Source organism: Geothrix rubra, from assembly GCF_030268065.1.
GTDB classification, from domain to species: Bacteria; Acidobacteriota; Holophagae; order Holophagales; family Holophagaceae; genus Geothrix; species Geothrix rubra.
Map to the genome: position 1 here is coordinate 95,072 of NZ_BSDD01000006.1, position 23,674 is coordinate 118,745.

A 23,674-nucleotide genomic window follows, 5' to 3' on the forward strand; every position below is an offset into this window, starting at 1 on the left:
GGAGGAGGGGGGACGAAGGCCTGCCTGGCACTGGGGTGCGGAGGTTCGCGGGACTAGCTTCCCGAGCCCGAGCCGGAGGTGCTCCCTGAGGCGCTGCCGGAACCGGACCCGCTCCCGGATCCGGACCCGGAGCCGCTGCCGGAGCCCTTGCCGGTACCGGACCCGGTGCCGGAGGCTGGGGTCTGGGTGGCGACCTGGGTGTTGGCGTTGTTTCCGAGCGGCGGCTGGCTGGAGTTCCGCACCGACGAGGCCGCGGAGGATCCCGCCGTGCTGTTGCCGTACATGGCGCCCACGATGTTGCCGACGGTGGCCACCGCCTGGGACGTCAGGTCCTTGGTCGTGTTCAGGGCGTCCTGGCGCGCGGCATTGGCCAGGGTCTGGCCGTTCTGGATGAGCGGGGCCAGCTGGGCGGCTCCGGTCAAGGAGGTGCTGAAGTCCTGCTGGGAGGCTGCGGCCTGTCCCATGGACTGGAGCAGGCTGGTGTTCGGCGTGGGGGCCGTGATCAGGTTGTTGATGAGCGGCGGCAGGTTGGTCAGGGAATTCGGCGCCGTGACGCCCGTGGTGAGGGGCGGGGTCGTGGTGGGGACCTGGACCATGCCGATGCCGGGCGCGGTGTCCGGGGGCGAATCCTGCCAGTTCCAGAACCGCGTGAGGTCGATCTTCTCGGCGGAAGAGCAGTGGCCCAGGACCGCCTCGCCGAGGACGCCGCGGGTGGGCAGGGCGATGGTCGAATGCGGGGGCACGAAGCTGGCCTGCTGGTAGGCCAGGAGCGCCTGCTGCAGCTTGGCCGGATCCAGGCCCATCCCCTCCGCCACGTCCTGCGGGATGATGAAGGGCATGATCAGCGAGTTGCCGAACACGCCGAGCACCTTGTTCTGCACGCAGTTCAGCAGGGGCACCAGCTGGCTGGCGTCCTGGATGCCGCCGCTCGGCACGCCGATGGTGTAGCCGTCGAGCAGGATGGCCCGCTCCTCCGCGGTCATGGACAGCCACACGGCCTTCGAATACAGGGTGGTGTTGCGGACGATGTGGTGGATGGACCGCTCGATCTCGAGGATCTCGTGGTACCGCAGCACCGGAGCGATCTGGATCGCCGGGAGGGGGAACGGCTGCGGCGGGAGCACCGTGTTCGAGAGGGGATCGTTCGCATAGGTCTCGTGGGGCTGGGCGGGCAGGACGTTCCCGCCGCTGTCCAGCTCCTCGATGGCGGCGTAGAAGTAGCTCACCTGGGGGCCCCCCAGGCTGGATTCCAGGTCGTTCGACATCAGCGTGACCGTCGATCGGTGCACGGCGTCGGCGCCCATGGCCGCCTGCATGGCCGAGGCCTCCCAGGTGGCATTCCCGCCGAAGATGGACTGCAGATTGGCCAGCGCCTGCAGCTCCGCCGACCAGAGGGTGTAGCTCACGGTCCTGAAGGCGCGGGTGATCTCGAACCCGATGATGTCGGACCGGTTGAGGGAGGGCAGCAGCGCCAGGCTTCCCTGGAGGGTGCTGCTGGAGGTCTGCCGCTGGCTGAGCAGCCACGCCAGCAGGTCCTCGCGGGAGGTGAAGGTGTCGGGGGGGATCGCCGGAGGCTGCCCTGAGGCGGATGGGGAGAGCTGGACCGGGCCCACCCGGGTGTTCCGCCGGGTGACCGCCGACACCGATACGGTCTCGCAGGAGAGGAAGGAACCGGTGATCCGGAACTGGATGACATCCTCGGCCACGCCGTTCTCGCCTTCGACCATCGCGGACGGATCGGCGACGAACTGGCTGAGCAGGGTCAGGCCGTGGCCGTACCGGCGGGGCACGGCCGCCTGGAGCACATCCAGGTGCTTGATGATGGCGGCGTAGCGGTCCAGCACGGCCTGCCGGGTGGCGGGAACGGTGGCCTCCGTGAGCACCAGCGGCTGCCCCGGCGGCATGAATCGGACGATCTGCATCGGCACCAGGCAGGTCAGCGTGAGGCCGTCGATGCCGGTGGTGACGTCGTACATCCGCAGCACTTCCCAGTACTGCATGGTCAGGGCATGGGCGTGGTTGTGGTTGCTGATGGTCTTCGTGGTGACCCCCATGCTTTCGCTCGAGGAGGCCAGCCGCATGCCGGTGCGGTTGGCGGTACGACGGGCATTGGCCTGGTTCTCGGCCGCCGAGTGGGTGGTCTGCGAGGCCTGCTGGGTCGTGTCGCGCTGGCCCTGCAGCCATTGGCTGGAACTGCCGGACGAACTGGAGGAGCCGCCCCCGCCGGAGAGGAGGATGATGCTGCCTCCCCAGCTCGAGCTGGAGCTGTCGGTCTGGAATTGGCTGCCGCCGCTGGCGGCCTCCTTGAACGCGGAATCGAAGGTGGCATGGGTCGAGGTGTCGGCGAGGGCGACCTGCGTCATCGCCTCCTCCTCCGAGAAGAACTCGGTCTCGAACACCGTGGACGTGTCCCGCCGCTCGAAGACGGCCACCTGCTGCTGCTCCCCCGGCGCGAGGGGCAGGGAATAGACCAGGTCGCCGAGGCCGAGGCCCATGAAGTTCCACCGTTGCGACATCCACAGCACGTAGCCCAGGCCCAGGGAGGCGGCCATGGGCACGGTCTCGTCCGCGGTGAAGGTCCCGCTGGTGTCCAGGCCGGCGATCTGGTCCCGGAAGCCGTCGACCGAGAGGGGCTGCTCGACGGGCACGCGGTCGATGTACGTCGTCGTGGTCGTCGTGCCGCCGCCTCCCATGGCCGCGCCCTTGGCCTGGGTCGCGTAGATGGTCAGGGGCAGGAAGTTCCGGTCCCCGAGGGGAAACCGCTCGACTTCGTTGACGATGCTCATTCTGGGTTCGACCAGACGGAAGAAGACGCCCCAGGGAAAGGAGTCGACCGTCCTGCTGGCGGCAAAGGACTGGGAGCAGACGCTGCCCTGCTCGCCGATCTGGACGCTCGGGAGGTTCGAGGGCGGCGGGGCGGGGGCCGGCGCACCGGGGGCGGTCGAGGGGGCCAGGGCGGCCAGGGCCGCGAGGATGCTCACCGGCAGCGGCTGGATGGCCTGGCTCAGCAGGACGACGCCGATGACGCCGTTGGCCGCGATCTGGGCGGCGGGGATGGTCACCTGGGCGTTGCTGTTCGCCCCATGCACCACGAGGGACAGTCCCGCCGTGGGCAGGGTCGCGCCGGCCGGCAGGGGGAGGGTGAACCCCCCGTCATCCCGGGTGAGCACACTGGCGACCGGGCCGTTCGCGCCCACGCTCTGGGGGTCGAACTGGATCTGGACGCGGGCCGCGGCGGAGCCGTCGGGCTGGTGCAGGGCCCCGATCAGGGCCTGCGGCAAGGTCGGCACCTGGAGCTCCTTGAGGATCTGCCCGAGGCTGGCCTTGATCTGGGACATGCCGAGGTAGACCCGGCTCACCGCCTGGGTGCGCAGGGGCTGCAGGGCGGCACCCAGGGCCGTGCCGCGGTCGCCGAACGGGTCCAAGCTCAGCGGGATGCGCTGGCGGTTGATGGCCGGGGCGATCGTGGCGGCAGGGATCGCCGCCCCTGCGGCGGCCGGTCGGATCGGCTGGCCAGCCGGGACACCGCTCGGGTTCTGGGGATCTTGTGCCATGACCGCCTCCCTTTGTCTTCGGACCTGCCCGGTGGGTCCCGTGCCTTCCCGTGCTTGCGAAATCGCGAACCAGCCACCTTGGTGCAGCATAAAATCAAAAACACAAAAACAGACTGAAAAACAAGAACAGCGGATGTTATAAAACGGCAAAAAATCGGTGTCAACAATTTAATATCAGGGCCGCTAGCTCCCGTCCTGACAGGCATTTGCCCCGGCGGATCCGGACGCCCCGGGCCCGCCCCGGCCCCCGGTCCCATCTCCCGGCTCCGTCCCAGGAGACGGTCTGGCAGGATGCTCCCGGGGGCCTGGCGACGGTGGAACGGATGGACCTGATCTCGGGCATGGGCCTCCCCGGCGGCCGGGCGGTCCTCGCCTACCTGGGCGGCGGTGCGGCCATGCTCTGGGTGCTGGCCCGGGCCCGGCGCTCCTTCTGGCTGATCTCCCTCCTGGCGCTGCCCGGGACCCTCTGCCACGAGCTCTGCCACTGGACCGTGGGCCGCCTGCTCAATGGCCGTCCCGTCCGCTTCACGGTGGTCCCGCGGCGCGAAGGGCGCGGCTTCGTGCTGGGGGCGGTGGCCTTCTCGAATGTGCGTTGGTACAACGCCTTCTTCATCGGGCTGGCGCCCCTCCTGCTGCTTCCCGGGGCCTACGGCCTCTTCCTCTGGCGCCTGGGGCACGCCGGCGCCTTCGGATGGCCTGAGCTGGGGCTGGTGTTCCTCCTGGCCAACCTGGTCTTCGCGGCCGTCCCGTCCGGCCAGGATCTCCGCCTCGCCGCCCGGTCCCCGTTCGGCTGGCTGCTCCTGGCCGGGGCGCTGGCCTGGGGGTGGGGGCGCCTGACGCGGAAGGGGGCACCGGCTGGCATGGATCGCGGCGGGCCCGCCGCTTCCGGTCGCTGGACCGCGGGGAGGGTCAGGGGGCTCCGGCCCGGATGCATTCCTTCGCGCGCGGAGTCATGGCGCGGCTGACCAGCAGTTCCACCTTGGGCGCCACCATCACCTTGATGCGGCCCACCGAGGCGGGGCGGATGCCCTTGACCATCTTGGGGCGGAGCAGCAGGTGGCGCTGGATCCGCAGCAGGCCGTCCTCCGGAAAGGCCTGCTCGACCTCCGCGAGCGCGGCCCAGCGCGTCAGGTAGCGGTTCTGGCCCCGGCAGGCCCACACGCGATCGTTCTCCAGCTCGAAGTGGGTGACGAGGTCCAGCTCCATGTAGATCTCGCCATCCCCGGCCCGGATGGGGAAACGGACAGGCGGCGGCAGGAGGGTCTTGAGCTCGGAGGGGCTGAGGGGGCGGACCAGGCGATCCCGGAGGCGCTGCAGGCACTTCTCGAGCCGGTCTTCGAACACGGGCTTCAGCAGGTAGTCCACCGCCGCGAGTTCGAAGGCGCGGACGGCATAGGAGGAGAAGGCCGTCACGAAGACCACGGGCGGTCCGTCGGGGACCTCGGCCAGCACCTCCATCCCGCTGAGGCCGGGCATCTGGATGTCCAGGAAGATGACATCCACCGGCTCCGGGTCCTTCAGCCAGTGGAGAAGGGACACGCCGTCCCCGAGCTCGCCGACCACCTCGCATTCGGCTTCCTTGAGGAGGCGGGAGAGGCGCTCCCGCGCCAGCGGCTCGTCATCGACGACCAGGGTTCTCAACGGTTTCATGCCAGCATTCTACTTGGGTCGCCTCCAGCCGGATGCAGGCGAGGGTGCCCTGGCCCGAAGGGCCGATGGTCAGGGTGGCATCCGAGCCGAAGTGGAGGGAGAGCCGGGACCGCAGGTTCTTGACGCCGATGCCGCCGCCCGCCACGGCCTCCTTGAAGGGCATTCCGGAATTCCAGACCTCCAGGAGGACGGCTCCCCCCTCGAGCCGGGCCCGCAGCACCAGGTCCCCACCGGGCACGCTCGGCGCGATCCCGTGCTTGATGGCATTCTCCACCAGCGGCTGGAGGAGGAGGGGCGGGACCTCGAAGGCATCCAGGGCCGGGTCCCACTCCCAGGTGACCCTCAGCCGCGGGCCCAGGCGGATGGCCTCCAGGGCCAGGTAATCCGCCACGACCTTCCGCTCCTCCCGGAGGGGCAGGCGCACATGCTCCGAGGCCTGGAGGAGGTTGCGCAGGAGGTCGGAGAGGTGCCGGATGGCCCGCTCGGCGGCCTTGGCGTCCTTGTGGACGAGCTCCGCCAACCCGTTCAGTGCATTGAACAGCACATGGGGGTGGATCTGGCTCTGGAGCAGCCGGTTCTTGGCGATCTGGGCCTCGGCTTCGGAGGCCTCCCGGCGCTCCTCGGAGTGGGCCCGGGCCGCGATCAATCCACCGACGATCATCATGCCGGGGCCCACCAGCGAGGTGTAGAGGTTGATGACCTTGCCCAGGCTGAAGTGCACGCCCCCCTTGGCCAGGAGCCAGCCGTCGAAGAGGGGGAGCAGGACCGCAGCCGTTTCACAGGTGACCAGCGAGAGGACGAATCCAAGGATGAACCGCCAGGGCGGGGCCATCCGCCTGGGCAGGATCCAGGGCAGGGGGGCCAGGAACGCGAAGGCGCCGATGTGGGTGAGGGGCGCCGACAACGCACTGGCCCACCACCAGGGGGCGTCGAGGCGGTGGGCCGCCCAGAGCCCGTAGGCCAGGAATCCGACCCACAGGAGGTAGGTGACACCCATGACGCGCCAGTTCCTGGCCAGGGGGAACCAGGCCTTCCACGGGTCGGATTGTTCGAAGATCGCATCGCTCCAGGTCTCGGCTGCCTCCAAGGGGCGGTCAGTCGAGCGTCGTGAAGGACGTGGTGAGGGAGGGTTCCCAGCGCTCACCGGGGCGCCTCGGATCCTGGCCCTGGGTGGGGGCCGGGACGGCCCGGTTCAGCGCCGCGCTCATGCTGCTGGACTGCTGGATGGATTCCTTCCGGAAGGTGAGGCTGGTGTTCATGGGAGCTCCCAGGTAGCGCCTCGGGGCGCAACCCAGGTTTTGAACCCTGAGGGGACGGGGACCAACCGCTTTCCATGAACGGTATGTAAGCACACCTTCAACCGTTGGGCCCTCACGGCACCACCATTCGGGGATTCCGGCCCCTGCTGGATCAGGGGATGCTCTCCTGGAACGAACCCTCGAGAAAGCGCCCGGTACATGCCGCCTTCACCCTCCTGCCAAGCCGCTGGATTTTTCGTCCTCCGCAGCCCGGCCCTGCCGCTGGATGCGCTCCGCCCCCGAGCTTCCGCGCCAGCGGCGGGAGACGGCGACCTGGAGCGGGATCGGCGCACGCTGCTCGAATGCCTCCGGACGCGGGCGCGGCAGGCCGGCGTCCGGGAGGCCCTCGCCCTGGCCTCGCCGGATCTCGCGGGACGGGTGGGGGCCTGGCTGGACGGCGCGCTGGAGGGCGCCGACGCCCGCGGGGTGGAGCGGTCCCTCCTGAAATACCTGAGCCGCATGAGCCATCGCGCCACGCCTTTCGGCCTCTTCGCGGCCGTTTCCACAGGCACGTGGGGGGTGGCCAGCCGCCTCGAGGTGGGCCCGTGGCTCGACTGCCGCAAGGCGGTGCGGCTGGACTGGGGCGTCCTGGAGCGCCTGGTGGACCACCTGGAGCGGGACCCCGCCCTCCGGTCCGGGCTGGCCTTCCGCCCCAACACGAGCCTCCATGCCTTCGGGGGCTGGTATCGGTACCTGGAGCGCCGGGAGCAGGCCGGGCACGGGCGGACCTACCACCTGGAGGCCGTGGAGGCCACGCCCCACCTCGACTTCGTGCTCGGGCAGGCCGAGGCGGAGCTCCCCCTCGAGGAACTGGCGGTCCGCCTGGCCCGCCATGCCGGCGTGGCCCCGGCCGCCGCCCGCATGTTCCTCGACCGGGTCGTCGAGGCCCAGGTGCTCTGCAGCGCCCTTCACCCGCCCCTCACCAGTCCCGACCCGGTGGGCCATGTGGCGGCCCTGCTGCGGGCCCGCGCGGCCACGGCCCCCGCCGCCGCGCCGCTGGCCGCCCTGGGTTCGCAGCTGGAAGCCCTGCAGGGGGCGCCCCTCGGCTCGCATCCGGAGGGCTACCGCGCCCAGGTGCCGGCCCTGGAGCACCTGGAGATCCCCTCCGGCACCCGGGACGTGCTGCAGGTCGATCTCTACCGGCCCGCGCCGGAGCTGACGCTGTCGGACCGGGTCCGGCGGGCCCTCGAGGAGGGGGCCGAGACCCTCCGGCGCCTGACGCAGCCCCCGGTCGAAGGGCCCCTGGACCGGTTCCGGACGGCCTTCACCGCGCGGTACGAGGCACGGTGGATGCCGCTCCTGGACGTGCTCGACGAGGAGAGCGGGATCGGCTTCGACGGGGCGCCGCCCATGGACGAGCCCCTGCTGGAGGGCCTGCCCCTCCAGCGCCCGGTCCCACCCCGGGGGCTGACGCCGCGGGACCACTACCTGATGGCCCGGCTGTCCGCGTGGCAGGGCGGGCGGGTCTGGGAGCTGGGGGCCGAGGATCTCGAGGCGCTGGCGAACCCGGATCCTCCGCCCTTCCCGTCCTCCTTTGCCGCCCTGGCCTGCCTGGCGGCCCCGGATCCGGCAGCCCTGGACCGGGGGGCGTTCCAGTTCTGGATGGAGCATTACTCGGGGCCCACGGCGGCGCGGTGGCTCGGGCGGTTCGCCGCCGGCGACCCCGGCCTGGAGGAGGCGCTCCGGCACCACCTGCGGAAGGAGGAGGCCGCGCGCCCCGAGGCGGTGTTCGCCGAGGTGGTGCATGTGCCCGAGGGCCGCATGGGCAATGTGCTGGCCCGGCCCGCCCTCCGGGACTACGAGATCCCCTTCCTCGCCGCTTCAGGGGTGTCCGAGGAGCGGACCCTCCCGCCGTCGGATCTCCTGGTGACGGTGCGGGGCGGCCGGGTGTGGCTGGCCTCGGCCCGGCTCGGGCGGGAGGTGGTTCCCCGCCTCTCCTCGGCGCACAATTTCCAGCGCGGGCCCGCCGTCTACCGGTTCCTGGCGCACCTGCAGGACCAGGACGGCCGCCCGGGCGGCTGGTCCTGGGGGGCCCTCGCGGACCAGCCCTTCCTCCCGCGGGTCGTCCGCGGGCGGCACGTCCTCTGCCGGGCCCGCTGGCGGGTGGAGGCCCGCGAGCTGAAGGAGGCCCAGGCGGATGCCGGCCAGGGCGCCTGGGGGGCCCTCCAGGCCCTGCGGGCCCGCCGGGGGCTGCCCCGCTTCGTCCAGCTGACCGATGCGGATCACAGCCTGCGGGTGGACCTGGACCAGGTCCTCGGGGTGGAGACGCTGCACCAGCTCGTGGCGAACCGGCCCGCCTTCACCCTCACGGAAGGCTTCCCGGACCCCGACCAGGCCCTGGTCAGCTCGCCGGAGGGACGGTTCGCCCACGAACTGGTCATCCCCTTCGAGGCCGCCCCCGGGACCCGACCGGGAGGCCGCCCGCTTCCGCCGCGGTTCCCGGAGCCCGACGCACGGGCCTTCGCGCCGGGCTCGGAATGGCTCTACCTGAAGCTCTACTGCGGACCGGCCACCGCGGACCGCCTCCTGGTCGAGCTCGATCCCCTGCTCCGGGCCACCGGGGCGGAGGGGCTCTGGGACCGCTGGCACTTCCTGCGCTACCGCGATCCGGAGCCCCACCTGCGCCTCCGCTTCCACGGCCTCCCGGACCGGCTCCTGGCGGGCCTGCTGCCCCGGATCCACGGCCACCTGGAGGGGCCCCTGGCCCAGGGGCTCCTCTGGAAATGGCAGGTGGACACCTTCGCGCCTGAGCTGGAACGCTACGGCGGCCCGCTGGGCTTCGCGCTGGCCGAGGCGTGGTTCCACGACGACAGCCAGCGGACCCTGGACCGGCTGGTGGCCGGCTTCCCGCCGGAGGCCCGCTGGCGGGCGGGGCTCCGGGACACGGATGCGATCTGGGCGGCCCTGGGGCTCGACCTTCCGGCCCGGAACGCCCTGGCCCTGGCCACCCGCGAGGCGTTCCGAAAGGAGTTCGGGGATACGGGAACGGGAAGCGCCCAGGCGGGAGCCAGGTTCAGGGGCCTGCGCCGGGAGCTGGAGGCGGACTTCCCCCAGCCCTCCGGGCCGCCTCCCCGGGAATTCCAGCGCCTGGCCCGGCTCCGGGAAGCCTTCGACCAGGGCCTGGTGCCGGCGGACCGGGCCACGGTCGCAGGGAGCCTGGCGCACATGCACCTCAACCGCCTGCTCCGGGCGAATCCCCGGGAGCACGAGTGGGTCCTCATGGAATTCCTGACCCGCCTCTACGGATCGCGCCTCGCCCGCCCCCCGGAGGCCTGAGGGCCGCCAGGCGGCGGCATCGGGATCCCCCCGCCTGCATCATCCGTTCGGACAGGAAAAACCACCGTTCGGGGGAAGAATCCGGCCGGATCCCGGGAAAGGCCTAGGCTTCGCTCCATGCAGGGTTCATGGGGAGGCTCTTTTGTTGACGGCGGGCCCAGGCACAGGAGAAGGCATGCCTGATGAATTGATGAGCCACGAGGCCGACGGCCAGGAACTCGTTCATGTCGATCAGATCCATGATTTGCGGGACTGGGCCATCTACTTCAGCGTCTCCAAGGAGAAGCTCAAGGCGGCGGTGGCCGCCGTGGGTCCCCGGGTCGAGGACGTACGGCGCTACCTCGGAAAGTAGGAGGGCGGCATGAGGCGCTACGGCGATCCCGCAGGCGATTCCCGCATCCGGGCGTTCGAATTCAGCGCGGACGGCATCACCGTCGAATTCCAGGATGGGGCCATCTACCGGTATGACCACGCGAACACCGGGCTGGCGAACATCCAGCAAATGAAGCAGCTGGCCCTGAGCGGCAAGGGGCTGAACCGGTACATCGACCGCTACGCCCGAAGGAACTACGCCCTGCGGCTCCGCTAGCCACACCGGGACCGGGGGGCCTGCGTCCTACTCCACGCCGGCTCCCGGGGCGGGTCCCGCCTGCTGGCGCAGCCTGGCCATGTCCCGGGTCGGGGCGCTGCCGAAGTAGCGCCCGTACTCGCGCGAGAACTGGGAGGGGCTCAGGTACCCCACCCGGCGGCCCGCGGTCCCCGCATCAAGCATCGTCATCAGCATGAGGCGCCGGGCCTCCTGGAGCCGGAGGGCCTTCTGGTACTGCAGGGGGCTCATGGACGTGATGGCCTTGAAGTGCTGGTGGAAGGAGGAGGGGCTCATGTGGGCCAGGGTGGCCAGCCGCTCGACATCCAGGGGCTGGTCGAAGTGGCCCTGCACCCAGGCCACGGCCTGGGCCACCCGCTGGATCCGGCTCTCCGCCTGGCCGATGAGGGCGACCCGCGGCCCCAGGGGGCTCCGCAGGAGGCGGAGGATGATCTCGTCGAGCACGAGCGGGGCCAGCAGCTCCGCCTCTCCCGGTCGCCCCATGAGATCCATGAGCTGCACCATGGCGTTCATGACCCCGGCGTCAGCCCGGTCCACGCAGATGGCCCGGCCCGCCAGCCCCTTGGGCAGGCCATGGGGGAAGACCTTCGGGGCGAGCGCCGCGATCCGGGCCGGATCGAGGTCCACCCGCAGGCCGAGGAAGGGGGCGGCTGCGCTGGCCGCCGTCACCTGGGCCGCGATGGGGACGTCCACGGAGTAGACCAGCATGCGCGAGGCGTCGTACTCGAACAGGTCCCCCCCCAGCAGCACCCGCTTCACCCCCTGGGCCACGACGCAGAGCGACGGGCGGAGCACCCCGTGCGCCAGTTCCCGGTGGACGCGGGAGGTCCGGGTGACATGCACCCCGGGCACCCGCAGGTCGAAGCTGCCGTCGCTGGGGGCATGGGCCCTGAGCAGGTCGGCGAGCCTGGCCAGGTCGGGGGCGGGCCCGTCCGGGGCCGCGGCGCGAGGGGAGCTGGGATCCTGGGTCATGGCACGTCCGGTGGACTGTCGCATGCTGGGGTCTTCCTGGCTCAGCGGCCCACCAGCTTCTGGAGATGTTCCGGGTAGCGGGCCCCCTGCAGCTCGACCTTCGACGTGGCCGCCTCGATGCTGGCGAGGTCTTCCGCTGTGAGGGCCAGGGCCGCGGCCCCGAGGTTCTCCTCCAGGCGGTGGAGCTTGGTGGTGCCCGGGATGGGCACGATCCAGGGCTTCCGGGCCAGCAGCCAGGCCAGGGCGAGCTGGGCGGGTGTGGCGCCCTTCTGGGTGGCCAGGGTGCGCAGCACCTCCACCAGGGCGAAGTTCGCCTTGCGGGCCTCGGGGGTGAACCGGGGCACGACCTGGCGGAAGTCGGTGGGGTCGAAGGTGGTGGTCTCGTCGATCTTCCCGGTGAGGAAGCCCTTGCCGAGCGGACTGAAGGGCACGAAACCGATGCCGAGCTCCTCGAGGGTGGGGATGACTTCCACCTCCGGCTCGCGCCAGAAGAGGGAGTATTCGCTCTGGAGGGCTGCCACCGGCTGGACGGCGTGGGCCCGGCGGATGGTCTTCACGCCGGCCTCGGACAGCCCGAAGTGCTTCACCTTTCCGGCGGCGATCAGCTCTCTCACCGCGCCGGCCACGTCCTCGATGGGCACCTCGGGGTCTACCCGGTGCTGGTAGAAGAGGTCGATGGCGTCGACCCGGAGGCGCTTCAGGGAGGCCTCGGCCACGGCCCTGATGCGCTCGGGCCGGCTGTTCAGGCCGCCCGGGTTCTGGCCCGTGACCTGGTCGATGGCAAAGCCGAACTTCGTGGCGAGGACGACTTGGCCCTTGAAGGGGGCCAGGGCCTCGCCGACCACCGCCTCGTTCGTCCAGGGCCCGTAGACCTCCGCCGTGTCGAAGAAGGTGACGCCCCGCTCCACGGCGGCGCGGATGAGGGCGATGGCCTCCGCCTTGTCCACGGCGGGGCCGAGGCCGAAGCTCAGGCCCATGCAGCCGAGGCCGAGGGCGGAGACTTCGAGTCCATGGGTTCCGAGGGTGCGCGTCTGCATGGTCGGGCTCCTTGATGAAGTATGGCGGGGTCAGGGGCTGGGAATGGCCGGCCGGGTTTCCGGCGCAGCCCCGTCCAAGCAGCGGCGCGCGACGGCATCCCCCGGCTTGAAACGGGTCGCCTGCGGCCCCACGGACCCCACGCGGCCGACGATCTCGTGGCCTGAAACGTTCGTGGGCCTGTCTGTTTCTCCCGGGTGATGACGAAGGCGATCCTCCCGGGTGCTCCGAAGGGCGGGCGATCGGGAAGCGGGTGTCCCGCTCCGGTTGGGGTCTTCCAGGGCGGCCGATGGAGGAGGTGGGTGGCCGTGGGAAGGTGCGCTCGGAAGGTCCCGCCGGGAAGCCGGGACCTCCCGGGGGCAGGAAGAAGTCTAGGCGTCCCGGCTCCCCCGGGCTTGCCTGGAACTCCGAACGTTTAGCCGGATCCTCCAACCCGCCCCGGTGGGGGCAGGGCGGATCCCAGCGCTGGCAACAGGGGTCCGGGCAGGGCCTTCGGGGTCGCCACCCGACTCCGGGCCCGATCCAGGCGTGGACTTCGGAACGCTCCCGGCGGGGCGCAAGTTCCTCACAAATAAAGGGAAACGGCCGGTCGGCGGGATTTCACCGTCAAATCCAATTTTTGAGTTTTCTGGACGTTTCTTGTTGTAATGAAGAACGGCCGTCCCCGGAGACCCCCATGCCAAATATCGCCTCGGTGCTCAAGGAAGAGATCCTCCGTCTGGCGCGCAAGGAGGTCAAATCGGAAACGGAGGCGTTGAAGAAGGCCTCCGCCCACTACCGTTCCGAGATCGCCGCGCTCAAACGGCGGGTCACCGCGCTGGAATCCCAACTCGGCCGACTCTCGAAGAAAGCCTCGAAGGCCGGGGCGGAAGAGGGCCCCTCCGCGGGTCCTTCCGGCGCGCGGTTCAGCGCCAAGGGCTTTGCGTCCCGCCGGCAGCGGCTCGGGCTCTCGGCCGCGGACATGGGGGCCCTTCTCGGGATCTCCGCCCAGACCGTCTACAACTGGGAGAGCGGGAAGACCCGCCCCCGCCCCCAGCAGCTCGAAGCCTGGGTCGCGGCCCGGGGCCTGGGGAAACGGCGCATCAAGGCCCAGCTCGAAGCCATGGCCGGCAGGACCGAATAGCCACCCCACCCGGGCCCAGGGGTGCCTTGGGAGGAAGGCCGAACGGAATCATTTCGGCCGTGGGTTCCCCTGGCCACCCACGACCCGGATCGAGGGCGAGGAGCCGGGACGGGTTTTCTGCACCGTTTCTACACGGATGACCCAGGATGGCCCGGAAGGAAGAGTGCAAAAAGAAACCCACTGATAAATCAGTGGGTCTGCTGGTAGGGCTAACGGGATTCGAACCCGTGTTATCGCTGTGAAAGGCGACAGAATGGCATGATCTGACACGCATAGACTCATATTAAAGAAAATCGAACATCAAAAAAAACAATTACTTACGCAATGTGATGCCTGACGGTGTCTGCGCGTGTCAGAAGCGATTTGCAGGATATTTTGGAGAAAAGGGGTGTCAGACTGGTCCCGTAACGGAGCCAAAAATGGCGCAACGGAAACGCCTCGCCAAGATCGACAGCCCCACGGCACGCGCGACCCTGGAACCCCGCAAGACGCCCTACTGGCGGCCCCTCTCGCTGGGCCGGGCCATCGGCTACGCCAAGGGCAAGCGGGGCGGATCCTGGGTGGCCATGGCGCACATCAAGCAGGCGAAACCCGCACGACGCCAGATGGTGCTGGGCGTGGCCGACGACCAGCTCCCCGCCGACGGCCTGCAGGTGCTCAGCTACGACCAGGCCTTCAAGAAAGCGCTCACCTGGTTCGAGGACGAACTCCGCCGAGCCAAGGGGCTGGATGTCCCCACAGGCCCCTTCACCATTGCAGACGCATGCAAGGACTACCTCGCCGATTTCGAGCTGCGCTCCAAGAAGTCGCTCCAGAGCACGCGGGCCACCATCCAGGCCCACATCCTCCCGAGGCTGGGGAAGATCGAAGTGAACGACCTCTCATCCACACGCATCGAGAAGTGGCTGGCGGAGCTCGTGTCGCTCCCCCCGCGGGTCCGGACTCGGAAGGGCGCACCCCAGCAGTACAAGGAACCCAGGAACGACGAGGAGTCCAGGCGACGGCGCATGTGCACCTGCAACCGCGTCTACACGATCCTGAAGGCGATCCTCAACCGGGCCTACCAGCGAGGTCATGCGTCCAGCGACAGGGCCTGGAAGGCCGTGAAAGCCTTCCGGAAGGTGGAGTCGGCGCGCATCAACCATTTGGAGCCTGTCGATCAGATCCGCTTGGTAAACGCTTGCCCGCCCGGGTTGAAGGAACTGGTTCAGGCAGCCCTGTTGACTGGGGCGAGGTACGGGGAATTGGCGCGGTTCCAAGTTCGCGATTTCAGTCGATCCTCCCAATCCTTATTTGTCGAGTACGCCAAATCCATGAAACCGAGACATATCCCCTTGACCGAAGAAGGGATGGCCTTTTTCGAAGCTTTGACTGCCGGGCGGAAGGGAAATGAGCCCCTCTTGGTCAAAGCCAACGGGGAGCCCTGGGGCAAGAACCACCATGTTCGGGTTCTGGAGGAAGTCTTCGAACAGGCCAAGATCCGGCCGGTGTTGACCTTTCACGAACTCCGGCACACCTATGCGGTCACGCTGCTTAGGGCCGGGGTGGATCTTCCGGCTGTGGCCAAGCTCCTCGGGCATGCCGACACCCGGATGGTGGAGAAGCATTACGGGCACTTCACGCCGGATTGGGCGGCCAGTGTGCTCAGGGACAAGGTGAAACGGCTCGGGATTGCGGGTGGCGAGAAGTTAGCCAGCCTGAAGATTCAGGGAGCATGATTTGTTGCTTCTGTGCGACATGGGAATGTGGCATCCGCCAGGGATGTCGCGAACCTATTCCCATATTTTTTCCGGGCAGTCCTTTGCTCGCTGAGTTGATAGGCCAAGAGGGCTAAGAAGATTATGGCTCTCGGGAATCCACACCTGCTGTGGGTTTTCTTGTTTTCAAGATCAGGATGTTGCGACGCCTCAGGGAGGTATCCCAGTGCGGGATTACGAGGGCAGACACCTGGCTCCGCGCATATCCTGTGGTGGATTTTGATTATCTAATTTGTATATCTGGGGTTGTTCTCCGTTGATAGACTTCCCTGAGATCGAGCCGCCTGGAGGTGGTTCGGTCAATGCTGAATTCGAAGACCTCTATTTGAAATTCAGGCAGGTCGAGGTCTGCCATCTTCACAAGATAGGTGAAGTTGCTGTAGAGCGTCACAAGGGCGAACACGGTTGGATGAGAATAGCCAAGCACAACTGTGTGGCCATCACTTGGCATGAAGGCGCTAGGTCCGTACGGAAACGATTGGACGAAGCGGGTATCCACTGTGACATCCTCAGAGCCTTGAAGCGGTTCATGAACGATCTCGTTCCCTCGGATGTACTCCCGTAGGGGGGTGAACTCCGGCTGGAGTACATATTCAGCTCCTTTACACACCGCGAGGAGGTTGTATGCAATCTTGGCAATCGCCCTGTGATTCTCGTCTGGGCAAACTTGAACCTCGACGGCAACAACTCCTGGTGGAGCCGGTTCAACCTTCAATTGGCTCCCCTGGACTTGTGTGTAGATTTGCGACCAAACACGAGTGAGTACAGCAATGAACTCTTCGCCCTCGGCCTGGCTCGCGGCTCGGATATACAGGTCCTTATGCCGGTGAAGGACAATGCGAGGGTCCTTGGACTTGATTGGGTCTCCGACCTTAATAAAGACCTTATTGATGGCCCCGTTTCCGATTTTCTTATCGACCAAAGAAATCAGTACTCGCATCTCATCGGGATCACTTCCTGCAAACGCAATCCGAGGAGGTACCGGCTCGGGTTCCTTTTCGAGGCGGATCTGGGGGAGAATCTCGACTTTCATTCGGTTGGTAATGCGAACATCCTCCCAGCGCCCTTCCGGTGAGACACGAAGGTTGTCACCCCCCAAGTAGGCCGGGAAGGATTCGGGCAAGGCGTTGCCGACCCTTGCTAGGGAGAATATCGAACTCTCCGCAAGACGTTGGTCAATGGTTGAGAAGCCTGTATTACAGTCCTTGCAAACAAGGTTTGTGATGAGGTTCCCCCCGAGGGACTTTTGAACGACATGTTCCTCGGAAGGGGAGCGGTGGTTGCCGCAGTAAATGCAAAGGATTTGCTCCATTTTCTTCGTGTCGGAGCGTTTCATTCTGGCCTCCAGCGGTGAGATTCCTAGCTCCGCGGTTTAGGATTCTCGCCCCATTTCCAGTGGGGCAGGGAGGTCCTATACTTGGCCCTCTCCGTGTGGTTGGTGTGCCAGTGGGTTGGGCCCCTGAGCATCAAGGTCCCATCTGATACGCCAAGCTCGCCATTCACCTTCGCTTAATCGGTAGCGAACGATATTGCCTTCGTGGAGGCCATTGAGTTCGGTTTGGACGACGGCATAGAACCGTATGCGGTCATCCTGGGCCACCCCGTTGGCGAAACGCTGGAGCAGTTCTTGGGCCTGAGGCGGGGACATGGCTTCCTTAACGATCTGCTGAACGGCCTGTCGGAGGATCTCTCGGTAACGAAGTCGGAAGGGGTCCGGCTCTCCAAGAGCCTGCTGAACCACCTGGTATTCCTTGCAGGATCGTTCGTAGGCCCAGATGAAGACGTCGCGGAGCAGCTCGATCCGATTGAGTTCGTAGATGGCCAGGATCCCGTCGGTATAAGCGTCTCCAGGGACACCCGCAAAGGAGATGGGGCAGAGGTTTTCACGGATGAATGGAATGTTCGCCGCCAGCCGCGAAGTCCGCTTGTTCACATCGATGAAGGGCTGAAGATAGGGAATGTGGACCAGGGCGAAGAATGCCTGCTCGAAGGGGTCCTGGATTTCTTGGGCGGTGTAAAGGAACTGCCGGAAACATTCCTCAATGAGGCTGGGTACTTCCATGGGGCGATAGGCCGTCCCCAATACGCCCACAGCCCCTACGCGCAACCGGCCGCTGTCTGCTGGATCGCCTAAGAGATTCTCGGAAAGCAAGGCATGCAGGTTCCGAAGAGTGTGGAGGTTGAAGCTGATCTGTTCCGCCTGCTCGACTAGGTACTCGATGGCCGCCTTGTGGTTCAGGATCATTTGGGTTTCTTTGATATCCTTCCCCTCGGCCTGTTGGCCTGCCCGTACGAGCTGGGCTGTATCCAATAACGAGTAGGTGTTCCCCTCCAGGCGGCTTGAGTTGAAGGACAGATCGATCAGGAGGCGTTCCAGGATCTGGCGGGCGTAGGTTCCGGCCTTCGGCTCGATCACCCGGGGTTGACCTAGGCTCTGCAGGTGGATTCTGGTCTTCTCCGACAGGTAGAAACTCTGGTTGGGGCGGTAGGCCTCTAGGAACTCTCGTTGGTATCCGATTGGGGTGCGAAGAGATAGAGGTTTTCGGATGTCCTCCCGCAGGATCGCTGATGCAGCAGAGAGCGGCGGGTAATCTTCTGGGATTGGTCTCGCGGGGGCGGGGGCTTGGGGTAGGGGGATAGCCAGGTAATAGCGTGCGCCCCTGGTCACCCCTTCCATCCGCAGCTGCTTGGCTTTGACTAGCGTGCTTAGGAGTTTTTGAGCTTTTCGGCGTTTTCCTGCCAAATCAGGCAGGTTCAACACATCCTTAAGCGCAAGGCCATTCTGAGCCCCGGCTGCCGCTTCGAGGATGCTCTGGATTAGGGGATCTTGGGTGAGGGGTGTCATGAATTGCACCAATTGATCCCAGTATTGTGCCGAATTGAACCTGGTCAAGGTGTAATTTGATGCTGTGACTAAAAGATGTTAAGTCGGTTAACTTCGGATTGAACCGGGCCTTGGGAATAATGGGGGTGCAATTCTATTGGGATGGCCAAGATTGCACCAACGGCACAAAGGAGGGGGTGCGTGTCTATTCCCCTCCACCCCCAGGTGTATGTCTTCGCCGCTCCCGGCAAGCCTCAAGACGGCCCCCTAAAGGGACCCCCGACTTGAGGCCGCTACGCTTTGCCGGAATCGGCGAAGACAAAAGGGGGGCTGCCATGAGGGGAATGGGTAGGTTTGGAAATCCTGCAAACCCCTGAAACCACCGTCTTCTTGGTCGGCCGAAGGGAAGGTTTTTCACCCAGCTTTTTTCAAATGGGCAATCTAGGAAGAAGGAGTGGGCCCATGATCACCTTCGATCCCCAAGACGAACGGAGGCCTGCGCTTCGCCTGGAGCGAACAGGTCGTGATGGCGATGAGGGCACGGCGAAACGGAAGCCCGAGCATCAACCGGAACAGCCCCAGGAAGCCCTGGGCAACGCCTTGTCTGAGATCTCTGTGTGCCAAGCATCAGTTCCACCAGCACCTAAATAGCCTCTCGGGCCAACTCCCGCACTCACTCACTTCTCTGCTCGGGTTCACCTGGTAAAGAAAGCACCGGGCAAGGAGGGGGACTCTCCTGAAGCTGCAGGTGGTCACCGTGGGCAGGAGAGGTTCGTTCAGCCGTGAATGCTGTTCACGATTCGTGAACAGGGACTGCTCCTGAACAAGGAGCCCGGACGTCCGTGGGCCAATATTCGGGAGGGATTAAGAAACGGGGCCACCCACGATCGCGAGTGACCCAGTTCTGCAAGATTGGGTCATCGCTGAGAAAGTTTGAGTCAGCGAGAGCCCTCGCAGGCACTACATCTGGTTGGCTGTGTAGCGTTTCGTAAGCTGGTCGTGTAGGCCGTGCGGGCGATCGAAAGATCGAACCCTCTGGGTGGCAAGTTCGGCGTGGCGCGTGACTGTGGCGCCCGATGGGCGAAGCCCTGTCTTTCGACAGTTTGGCGATGGTGCATTCGCGTGGCGCGATGCGGTGAACAGAACAGGAGATGCAACATGAACGAACGAAGAATCCGATCAGCACTGGTTTCCGGAGATGCCAGAACCGTGGTGCATGCCCGGATCGGGGCGGATCGATGCGAGGTCCTGGATGAGCTGGCCAAGCGCCAAGGCGTGTCCCAGACCCAGGCGCTTCGAAACCTGCTGGACGATGCGCGGGAGCGGATGGCCGAGGAGAATTTCGGGCCGAGGCTTGATGCCCTCGCACGAACTCTGACTGGCGTCGTCGAGCAGCAGGCCCGCCACGCGACCAGGATCGAGGCCGTGGTGGCCATCATCCGCAAGGTGGAGGAGGGCCAGGCCGAGCGGGAGGCCCAGATCCTCCAGACGCTGGCGGTGCTGACGAGCCTTGCCCAGCACATCTACGCCTACCTGATGGGTGTGGTGGAGTCGAGCCCACGGGCGGCGGACATCACGGCCTCGGGAAAAGCGAAGCTCCAGACCCTCCGTGGAGAGGGCTGAGATGGCCATCATCAAGCCCGGCTTCCGGCCGGGATTCCGGGGGCGCACATCCCCTCCCAGCCTGGGTCGGCGTGCATACTACCTGGCGGCCCAGCAAGGCCGGGATTCGGCGCGTCTCCTGGGCATGGAGGGGCAGGAGCTCACCCCAACCCAGGGCATCGAAGCCATGGGCGGGGAGATGGCGCCGTACCACGAGATCATCGTGGCGCCCTCCGAAGCGGAGTGCCGGACGATCCTCGAGCGGAATCCCTCCAATCCTTCGAGGGCGGCGGAGGAGGCTGGCCAGCGCCTAGTCAGGGCCTATGCCAAGGGGCGCCCTTACCTCCTCGCCATCCACGAGCAGGATGGGCGCTTCCACTTCCACATCGCCGTTCGCGGGAGCATGCCCGAGCAAGCCCTGGGGCGCCACGGATCCATGCAGAAACATTGGGATCGGGAGATCTTCGGGGACGAACTACTGATCCAGGACTGGGAGGCCCACCAACGGTTCAGGGCGGAGAAGGTCCGGCTCCAGGAGGTCATTCGGGAACAGAAGGAAAACGAACGCCAGCGCCGGGAGGCCGTGAAGCGGGCCGAACCCGGACGCAAGGCCGAGGCCGCCCGGCCCTTCGAGCGGAAGACTCGGCTGCTCATCGAGCGGCGCTTCCTGACGGAGACGGCCGCGCTGCGGGCCCGCTACGAGTCCCGGGAGATGTCCGGCAGCCCACGGCACCAGGCGGAGCTGGAACAGGTGGCGCATCGGCGCACCGGGGCCCTGCGTCGGCTGGAGAGGCGTGAGACCTCCCGGGAGCTTGGCGTGGCCAAGGCCCGTCTGAGTAGGGCCGTGGACCGGGGCGGCCGCGTGGTGCAGCGCGGGACTCGGGCGGAGGGCCGTGTGGGACGCATGGCCCTGGACAAGGCCGTGAAGGAACTCGGGGTCCCTGCCCCTTTCCGGAAAGTGAGCCGTGCGGGCTTGGTGTTGGCTCAGGAGGCGGCCCAAGCCACACTGCGGGCTTCCCTGGAAGCGGCCAAGGCCGCTGCCAGGAGCGGAGTCCACGTGGGCCAGGCCTCCGTGAAGCTGGCCACAGGCCTGGCTGCGGCTTTGCCGACCGCCGGGGCCTCTCTGAAGGTGGCAAGTAACGAGGCAGGCCGGGATCTGGCACAGGCAGGCAAGGAGCTGGGCCAGGGGGCCACCCGCGCCGGAGTCGAACTGGGCAAAGGGGCTGGCCACGCCGTGGCTGCAAGCGGCCGGGAGCTGCTGCCCCAGGAGGTCCAGGCGGGCGTCCAGATGGCCGCAACATCAGCCCGGACGGCTACCGGTGCCACCAAGGATCTCCTCACACTCTCTCCCCTCTCGCTGGGCAGAACCTTGGCGGGAGGAGCTACGGACCTGGGCGCCACGGCGGCTCGGAGCGCTGGCCTGACAGCCAACCTCCCCGAGCCGGTACGCCGGGCCCTGCAAGTGATTGGATGGCTTCCCATCGTGGGGAGCGTCTCGAAGGTTGCCGAGATGGCTGCTGAAACTACGCAAACCGTTGCTAATGCCGCATCTCGCGGAGTGGAGATAGACCGATGAATCACCTGATCCTCAACCTGCTTCGTGCCTGGGAGGCGTTCGGGGCAATCACCTCTGCATTCCTGGGGCTCCTTGGTCTGCTCTGGTGCGGCCTGCGTTGGGCCTGGGTAGAACGGGAGCGCCCACTGATCCTTCTACGGGATCGTTTCCACTGGTTCACCCGGTGGTTGCTTTTGCACCGCCGTTCTCCGAAAACCCTTCCAATCAGTGCGGGGCTGCTCGCCCTGGGCCTGGGTATGTCGTGGGCCGTGGAGAAGGAGTCCTTCGTACGTGGGGTGTTCCAGAACGGCCCACTTTTCCTGGGAGCCCAGGCGGCACTGGTGATCCTGGCGCTGGTGCTCTGGATCACCTGGAACCGCGAGCCAAGGTATGTGAAAGCGGGCGAGGGACGCGCGGATGCCCGTTTCCGCGACGTGTCCGAGGAATGGGGTGCCCGCGTCATCGAGGGCGGAACCACCCACACCGACAAGCGCCCCATTGCGGAGCTGCTGGTATACCGCAGTCCCTCGCGTTTTGCACACCGCGTCGTGACGGAAGGCCAGCACAGGGGCTGCCACCTCACCCTGGTGTCCTTCCGCTGGGGCATCCTCTCCGGACACGTCTTCGTGGTGGGGCCGCAGGGCTCGGGCAAGACCGCCAGCCTCTACGCGCCGCTCATGCACTCGTCTCTGGTGCCATGGGTGTATCAGGACTCAAAAGCCGAGCTCCCCTTCCGCGACGTGTTTCCAGATCGGCCCGTGTTCGGGCTAGATGTGCGCGGCCACGCCACCCGAAGCGGTGTCTGGAATCCCCTTGAGGAGATCCGGTCCGCGGAGGACTTCGATCTCCTGGTGGACTACATATTCCCCAAGAACCCGAAGGACCCCAACGGCTGGGTCCGGGACATGGCCCGAGTGATCTTCGGGGCAGTGCTGCGTTCGAAGCGCTGGGAGAGCATCCAGCAGATCGCCCTCGCGCTCCGGGAGACACGCCTGGAACCCTTCCTGGCGATGCTTGACCCCATCTACCTGGACACGATGAAGGAACCCAAGAGCCAGGTGCCCGTGCTCCAGGATCTCGTGGTGACCCTGAGCCGCTGGGAAACTGTGCGCGTTCGCAGCATCACCGAAGGGCGCAGCACCGTCACCCTGGACGACTTCATCGCCCGGGGCGGGTACATCATGAACTGCGAGGACAGCGACGCGCTGAAAGGCCCCGTGCATGTGTTCTGGGCCATGCTGTTGGGGCGCTTGCGCAACCGACCTGAGGGCGCATCGAAGATCCTCCTTCTGCTGGACGAGTTCGGCGATTGCGGACGGATCAACAACATCCAGCGGGCCCTCGTGCTGCTGCGATCCAAGGGCGTCTCCATCGTGGCGGGCATCCAGAACCTGGGACTGCTCCAGGATGTGTATCCCCAGGACTGGAAGGCCGTCATGGAGGGCTTCGGTACGCGCATCTGGCTGGCCCGGAACCTGGAAGATGAGCTGCGGGAGCGGCTCTCCAAGGCCCTGGGGAAGTTCACCCGCCGCGTTCCTCCCGCCAACATGAACGCCAAGGAGACGGAGAAGGAGGCCGACCTCATGCCCCTGGATGCCTGGGGCCACTGGTCCGAACTGCGGGTGGCCCTGGGGCGCCTGCATGGCTTCACTTACTGGTTCCCCGTGCCCATTGAGATCCCGCGCACGCCCCTGGGCGAGGTGCTGCCTGGTGGCGATCCCTGGGCGGATTCCGAGGCGGAAGCCAAGGCCGCAGCTCAGGATGCAATGAAGGCAGTGGAACTATCCGATTGGTGCATCCAGATGCCCTCTGCGCCGCAGATTCGGGTCTCAGATCCAGAACCGCCAACTACCCCTGACATGGTCCCCGAGGAGGATTGGCTGTGAACCGGCAACATCAGCTTTCCCGAGGCGACAGGATGATCGAAGTGGGCTTGGCCTGCCGGCAGGGATGGTCGGTCATTGTCCAGGACCTCCTGGCAGAAGGCCTCAATGACGAGGAAATTGCCACGCTGCTGAGGCAGCGGAACGCATGGGTAGAGGAAGCCCATGAGATGAAAGCTGAGGGCTATCCCTACGACGAAATCGTGTTCCACCTGACAACCTTGAAGGCGTCCTGGGATGACGTGGGACGAGCACTCATGGCGGTTGGCATTTCACCGGCGGACACGCTGAGAGTTGTATTCCCTTGCACAGATGGATACGACCACTGGCCTTTGGTTCGAGCAGCGCTCCTGGATGGACCTGAGAATGCAGATTACGGTGAGGCCCGGGGCGTGCTGGAGTTCTACCTTCTGTCCGAGGAGGAGATCCTCGGGGCGCTGGATTTGGAGGTCCTCCAACGCGAACAACTCATTCACCGACTGGAGTTGCGGGATTAAGGTCGGGGACTCAAGTGGGGTATTGGAGGCTGCGGCTTGGC

General features: G+C 66.6%; 19 protein-coding genes. 10 read left to right on the top strand and 9 right to left on the bottom strand.

The window, feature by feature from the left end; all coding sequences use genetic code 11:
• Positions 1–53: 53 nt before the first annotated feature.
• Entirely contained in the window at positions 54–3,554 is a 3,501-nt protein-coding gene (locus QSJ33_RS14450) for a hypothetical protein (protein ID WP_285727457.1), read from the bottom strand.
• A gap of 323 nt (positions 3,555–3,877) precedes the next feature.
• Here QSJ33_RS14450 and QSJ33_RS14455 point away from each other — a divergent pair, with 323 nt between their 5' ends.
• On the top strand, positions 3,878–4,519 hold the full coding sequence (locus QSJ33_RS14455) for a hypothetical protein (protein ID WP_285727459.1): 642 nt from the start codon (positions 3,878–3,880) through the stop codon (positions 4,517–4,519).
• On the opposite strand, the gene QSJ33_RS14460 is transcribed toward QSJ33_RS14455, so the two are convergent.
• From QSJ33_RS14460 to QSJ33_RS14470, 3 genes are all read right to left on the bottom strand, one after another.
• Positions 4,464–5,204, bottom strand: coding sequence for a LytR/AlgR family response regulator transcription factor (locus QSJ33_RS14460; RefSeq protein WP_285727461.1), 741 nt, complete (start codon positions 5,202–5,204; stop codon positions 4,464–4,466). The two genes, QSJ33_RS14455 and QSJ33_RS14460, sit on opposite strands and share 56 nt — an antisense overlap.
• The gene (locus QSJ33_RS14465) at positions 5,173–6,201 is read right to left on the bottom strand and encodes a sensor histidine kinase (protein ID WP_285727464.1); all 1,029 of its coding nucleotides are present in this window, start codon (positions 6,199–6,201) and stop codon (positions 5,173–5,175) included. Before QSJ33_RS14465 ends, QSJ33_RS14460 begins: the two co-directional genes overlap by 32 nt.
• A gap of 97 nt (positions 6,202–6,298) precedes the next feature.
• Entirely contained in the window at positions 6,299–6,463 is a 165-nt protein-coding gene (locus tag QSJ33_RS14470) for a hypothetical protein (protein WP_285727465.1), read from the bottom strand.
• 198 nt (positions 6,464–6,661) lie between these two features.
• Between QSJ33_RS14470 and QSJ33_RS14475 the strand changes: the two genes are divergently transcribed.
• From QSJ33_RS14475 to QSJ33_RS14485, 3 genes are all read left to right on the top strand, one after another.
• Positions 6,662–9,778 (top strand): lantibiotic dehydratase, encoded by a 3,117-nt coding sequence (locus QSJ33_RS14475; protein ID WP_285727467.1) that lies wholly within the window; start codon positions 6,662–6,664, stop codon positions 9,776–9,778.
• A 175-nt stretch (positions 9,779–9,953) separates the two neighbouring features.
• Positions 9,954–10,130 (top strand): DUF3606 domain-containing protein, encoded by a 177-nt coding sequence (locus tag QSJ33_RS14480; RefSeq protein WP_285727469.1) that lies wholly within the window; start codon positions 9,954–9,956, stop codon positions 10,128–10,130.
• Between the two features lie 9 nt (positions 10,131–10,139).
• Positions 10,140–10,367: a hypothetical protein gene (locus tag QSJ33_RS14485; protein ID WP_285727471.1), complete on the top strand. Its 228-nt coding sequence runs from the start codon at positions 10,140–10,142 to the stop codon at positions 10,365–10,367.
• Between the two features lie 27 nt (positions 10,368–10,394).
• Here the strand turns inward: QSJ33_RS14485 and QSJ33_RS14490 are convergent, their stop codons facing one another.
• From QSJ33_RS14490 to QSJ33_RS15610, 3 genes are read right to left on the bottom strand one after another with little or no spacing between them, the layout of a single operon-like run.
• Entirely contained in the window at positions 10,395–11,381 is a 987-nt protein-coding gene (locus tag QSJ33_RS14490) for an AraC family transcriptional regulator (protein WP_285727473.1), read from the bottom strand.
• Between the two features lie 17 nt (positions 11,382–11,398).
• A complete protein-coding gene (locus QSJ33_RS14495) occupies positions 11,399–12,394 on the bottom strand; it encodes an aldo/keto reductase (RefSeq protein ID WP_285727475.1) in 996 nt (331 codons plus the stop codon).
• A 30-nt stretch (positions 12,395–12,424) separates the two neighbouring features.
• Positions 12,425–12,673: an alcohol dehydrogenase catalytic domain-containing protein gene (locus QSJ33_RS15610; protein WP_420801414.1), complete on the bottom strand. Its 249-nt coding sequence runs from the start codon at positions 12,671–12,673 to the stop codon at positions 12,425–12,427.
• A 395-nt stretch (positions 12,674–13,068) separates the two neighbouring features.
• Here QSJ33_RS15610 and QSJ33_RS14500 point away from each other — a divergent pair, with 395 nt between their 5' ends.
• Both QSJ33_RS14500 and QSJ33_RS14505 read left to right on the top strand, forming a co-directional pair.
• Positions 13,069–13,515, top strand: coding sequence for a helix-turn-helix domain-containing protein (locus tag QSJ33_RS14500; RefSeq protein WP_285727477.1), 447 nt, complete (start codon positions 13,069–13,071; stop codon positions 13,513–13,515).
• A 419-nt stretch (positions 13,516–13,934) separates the two neighbouring features.
• A complete protein-coding gene (locus QSJ33_RS14505) occupies positions 13,935–15,233 on the top strand; it encodes a tyrosine-type recombinase/integrase (protein WP_285727479.1) in 1,299 nt (432 codons plus the stop codon).
• A gap of 262 nt (positions 15,234–15,495) precedes the next feature.
• On the opposite strand, the gene QSJ33_RS14510 is transcribed toward QSJ33_RS14505, so the two are convergent.
• Together QSJ33_RS14510 and QSJ33_RS14515 are read right to left on the bottom strand one after the other, a co-directional pair.
• Positions 15,496–16,608: an HNH endonuclease gene (locus tag QSJ33_RS14510; RefSeq protein ID WP_285727481.1), complete on the bottom strand. Its 1,113-nt coding sequence runs from the start codon at positions 16,606–16,608 to the stop codon at positions 15,496–15,498.
• A 75-nt stretch (positions 16,609–16,683) separates the two neighbouring features.
• Positions 16,684–18,117, bottom strand: a complete 1,434-nt coding sequence (locus QSJ33_RS14515) for a Fic family protein (RefSeq protein ID WP_285727487.1) — start codon at positions 18,115–18,117, stop codon at positions 16,684–16,686.
• Positions 18,118–19,305: 1,188 nt separating this feature from the next.
• Here QSJ33_RS14515 and QSJ33_RS14520 point away from each other — a divergent pair.
• The 4 genes from QSJ33_RS14520 (at position 19,306) to QSJ33_RS14535 (ending at position 23,633) form a co-directional block, all read left to right on the top strand.
• Positions 19,306–19,719, top strand: a complete 414-nt coding sequence (locus QSJ33_RS14520) for a hypothetical protein (protein ID WP_285727489.1) — start codon at positions 19,306–19,308, stop codon at positions 19,717–19,719.
• Between the two features lie 178 nt (positions 19,720–19,897).
• On the top strand, positions 19,898–21,274 hold the full coding sequence (locus tag QSJ33_RS14525) for a hypothetical protein (protein WP_285727491.1): 1,377 nt from the start codon (positions 19,898–19,900) through the stop codon (positions 21,272–21,274).
• Positions 21,275–21,510: 236 nt separating this feature from the next.
• Complete coding sequence (locus QSJ33_RS14530; RefSeq protein WP_285727493.1) at positions 21,511–23,139, top strand: type IV secretory system conjugative DNA transfer family protein; 1,629 nt, start codon at positions 21,511–21,513, stop codon at positions 23,137–23,139.
• Between the two features lie 32 nt (positions 23,140–23,171).
• The gene (locus QSJ33_RS14535) at positions 23,172–23,633 is read left to right on the top strand and encodes a hypothetical protein (protein WP_285727495.1); all 462 of its coding nucleotides are present in this window, start codon (positions 23,172–23,174) and stop codon (positions 23,631–23,633) included.
• Positions 23,634–23,674: the final 41 nt, after the last annotated feature.

Excerpts from the sequence above, each read along its gene's own strand:
- QSJ33_RS14455 (WP_285727459.1), top strand. The coding sequence starts at position 3,878 with ATGGACCTGATCTCGGGCATGGGCCTCCCCGGCGGCCGGGCGGTCCTC.
- QSJ33_RS14495 (WP_285727475.1), bottom strand. The coding sequence starts at position 12,394 with ATGCAGACGCGCACCCTCGGAACCCATGGACTCGAAGTCTCCGCCCTC.
- QSJ33_RS14480 (WP_285727469.1), top strand. The coding sequence starts at position 9,954 with ATGCCTGATGAATTGATGAGCCACGAGGCCGACGGCCAGGAACTCGTT.
- QSJ33_RS14500 (WP_285727477.1), top strand. The coding sequence starts at position 13,069 with ATGCCAAATATCGCCTCGGTGCTCAAGGAAGAGATCCTCCGTCTGGCG.
- QSJ33_RS14450 (WP_285727457.1), bottom strand. The coding sequence starts at position 3,554 with ATGGCACAAGATCCCCAGAACCCGAGCGGTGTCCCGGCTGGCCAGCCG.
- QSJ33_RS14515 (WP_285727487.1), bottom strand. The coding sequence starts at position 18,117 with ATGACACCCCTCACCCAAGATCCCCTAATCCAGAGCATCCTCGAAGCG.
- QSJ33_RS14470 (WP_285727465.1), bottom strand. The coding sequence starts at position 6,463 with ATGAACACCAGCCTCACCTTCCGGAAGGAATCCATCCAGCAGTCCAGC.
- QSJ33_RS14505 (WP_285727479.1), top strand. The coding sequence starts at position 13,935 with ATGGCGCAACGGAAACGCCTCGCCAAGATCGACAGCCCCACGGCACGC.
- QSJ33_RS14525 (WP_285727491.1), top strand. The coding sequence starts at position 19,898 with ATGGCGCCGTACCACGAGATCATCGTGGCGCCCTCCGAAGCGGAGTGC.
- QSJ33_RS14530 (WP_285727493.1), top strand. The coding sequence starts at position 21,511 with ATGTCGTGGGCCGTGGAGAAGGAGTCCTTCGTACGTGGGGTGTTCCAG.
- QSJ33_RS14510 (WP_285727481.1), bottom strand. The coding sequence starts at position 16,608 with ATGAAACGCTCCGACACGAAGAAAATGGAGCAAATCCTTTGCATTTAC.
- QSJ33_RS14460 (WP_285727461.1), bottom strand. The coding sequence starts at position 5,204 with ATGAAACCGTTGAGAACCCTGGTCGTCGATGACGAGCCGCTGGCGCGG.
- QSJ33_RS14490 (WP_285727473.1), bottom strand. The coding sequence starts at position 11,381 with ATGCGACAGTCCACCGGACGTGCCATGACCCAGGATCCCAGCTCCCCT.
- QSJ33_RS14475 (WP_285727467.1), top strand. The coding sequence starts at position 6,662 with ATGCCGCCTTCACCCTCCTGCCAAGCCGCTGGATTTTTCGTCCTCCGC.
- QSJ33_RS14535 (WP_285727495.1), top strand. The coding sequence starts at position 23,172 with ATGATCGAAGTGGGCTTGGCCTGCCGGCAGGGATGGTCGGTCATTGTC.
- QSJ33_RS14465 (WP_285727464.1), bottom strand. The coding sequence starts at position 6,201 with ATGGGTGTCACCTACCTCCTGTGGGTCGGATTCCTGGCCTACGGGCTC.
- QSJ33_RS14485 (WP_285727471.1), top strand. The coding sequence starts at position 10,140 with ATGAGGCGCTACGGCGATCCCGCAGGCGATTCCCGCATCCGGGCGTTC.